This window comes from Phenylobacterium sp., assembly GCF_030697925.1.
In the GTDB taxonomy this organism is placed as follows: domain Bacteria; phylum Pseudomonadota; class Alphaproteobacteria; order Caulobacterales; family Caulobacteraceae; genus Phenylobacterium.
Genome location: NZ_JAUYOJ010000079.1, coordinates 1 through 1,458, shown reverse-complemented (window position 1 = coordinate 1,458; position 1,458 = coordinate 1). Strand labels below are relative to the sequence as shown.

Annotated in this window: 2 protein-coding genes and 2 pseudogenes; all 4 read right to left on the bottom strand. The window is 66.5% G+C overall.

Annotation, left to right across the window (positions count from 1 at the left end):
• Nucleotides 1–415: 415 nt before the first annotated feature.
• Nucleotides 416–673 (bottom strand): hypothetical protein, encoded by a 258-nt coding sequence (locus Q8Q88_RS07185; protein WP_305674516.1) that lies wholly within the window; start codon nucleotides 671–673, stop codon nucleotides 416–418.
• The gene (locus Q8Q88_RS07180; RefSeq protein WP_305674515.1) at nucleotides 673–999 is read right to left on the bottom strand and encodes a hypothetical protein; all 327 of its coding nucleotides are present in this window, start codon (nucleotides 997–999) and stop codon (nucleotides 673–675) included. The genes Q8Q88_RS07185 and Q8Q88_RS07180 overlap by 1 nt, the downstream gene beginning before the upstream one ends.
• A 46-nt stretch (nucleotides 1,000–1,045) precedes the next feature.
• Nucleotides 1,046–1,270: pseudogene (locus tag Q8Q88_RS24725) on the bottom strand (hypothetical protein); the annotation flags it as partial.
• Nucleotides 1,161–1,458 (bottom strand): annotated as a pseudogene (locus Q8Q88_RS07175) (hypothetical protein); the annotation flags it as partial. The pseudogenes Q8Q88_RS24725 and Q8Q88_RS07175, both read right to left, overlap by 110 nt.

Below are 1,458 nucleotides of genomic sequence, written 5' to 3'. Positions count from 1 at the left end.
CGGTCGGCAAGCGGACGAAACGCCATGTTCAGGTCTCCTAAATCAGGCGGCGGCTCGCGCGCTTGCGGCCGGTTTGGCACTCGAACACAGGGAGTGCCAACCGCGCGCTAGAGATGACATGGTGGCCGCAGAATGCAAGATGTTCAGCGCTAGAATGAAGAAAAATAACCTCCCGATTCAGATTTCATCGATCCTGCCAAGCTTTCGGATGCAGCGATTCAAATGCCGCAGGAGCATCTAAAATCCGACAATCTGGTTGCAGTACTCCTTCCCGCGTCAGGAAAGTCGCCGAAGCAACGATGATGATTAGCCTATCTCTGGCACCCTGAAGACGCCGAGCACCGGGAGGCGACCAGAAAACCCGGCGGTGCTATTCGGATCGGACTGGGATCCCGCCTCATTGATGTCTTATCCGTCAAACCACGGCCGGCGGACACCGGGTGGGGCGCGGAGCGTGACCACTTTGCGTGTCCTCGGGCGCCCAGATCGGCGGCCGCATCTGTTCGCGGACGGGACCAGCTGACAAGGCGGCCAGCCGCACCCACGCCGTAGCCCCGACGATGATCGCGCCAACAACGGCGAAGGCCTGCCGCCAGGGCTCGGCCGGAACGGTGAGCGCCGCGAGCCCACGGGCCGCGTGATAGCCGGCGACAGCGGCCGGGCCGGCGAACATCAGGCGACGGCCACCCGCGCCAGCGGCGCCCGCACCGTCGCGAACACGACCTGTCCAGCGACCAGCATGGCGGCGCCCGTAAGAGTGCCGACAAGGATCGCGCCGAATAGGCCGGCGCCCGTGCCGTGGGCGTAAAGCCCAGCCGATACGCCGGCGAAGAGCGGCAGGGCGTAGACCGCCAGGCTGAACAGCAGCCAGCAGACGGCCGCCAGGCCGACGATCATGAGGATGAGGCCGATGGCGATCATGGTGATGGTCTCCGTGACAAGGGTCGAACGGGCGCGCCTCCACCACCACAACGGCGCGCTCGTATTGTAGCCGATCATCGTCCCCGCCGGAATCGCGGAACCGGATGTAAAGAGTTGGCGGCGCTCACGCGCCGCCCTCGCCGAACCGCCAGACGGGAATGCCCATCATCTTGGCCTTGTCGGCCAGGTTGGCGTTGATGCCGGTGCCGGGAAAGGCCAGGATCCCGATCGGCAAGACCTCAAGCATCCTGTCGTTGCGCTTGAACGGGGCGGCCTTGGCGTGGTGCGTCCAGTCGGGCTTCAAGGCGATGTGGGTGACCTTGCGGGCCTCGGCCCAGCAGGCGGCGATGCGCCCCTGTCTGCCGGCCGGCGAGGTCGGTGACGGCGGCGATCATCGCGGGCCACGCCGTTCTGGCGTCGGGCGCGTCGTCCCTCCCGGGCCGATAGAAGCAACGCGGATGGAACCGCAGCGCCGCGCGGGTCCGAAGATCCGCGATGCCCCGGCTGCGCAGATAGGCCTCCGCGATCGTGCCCGAG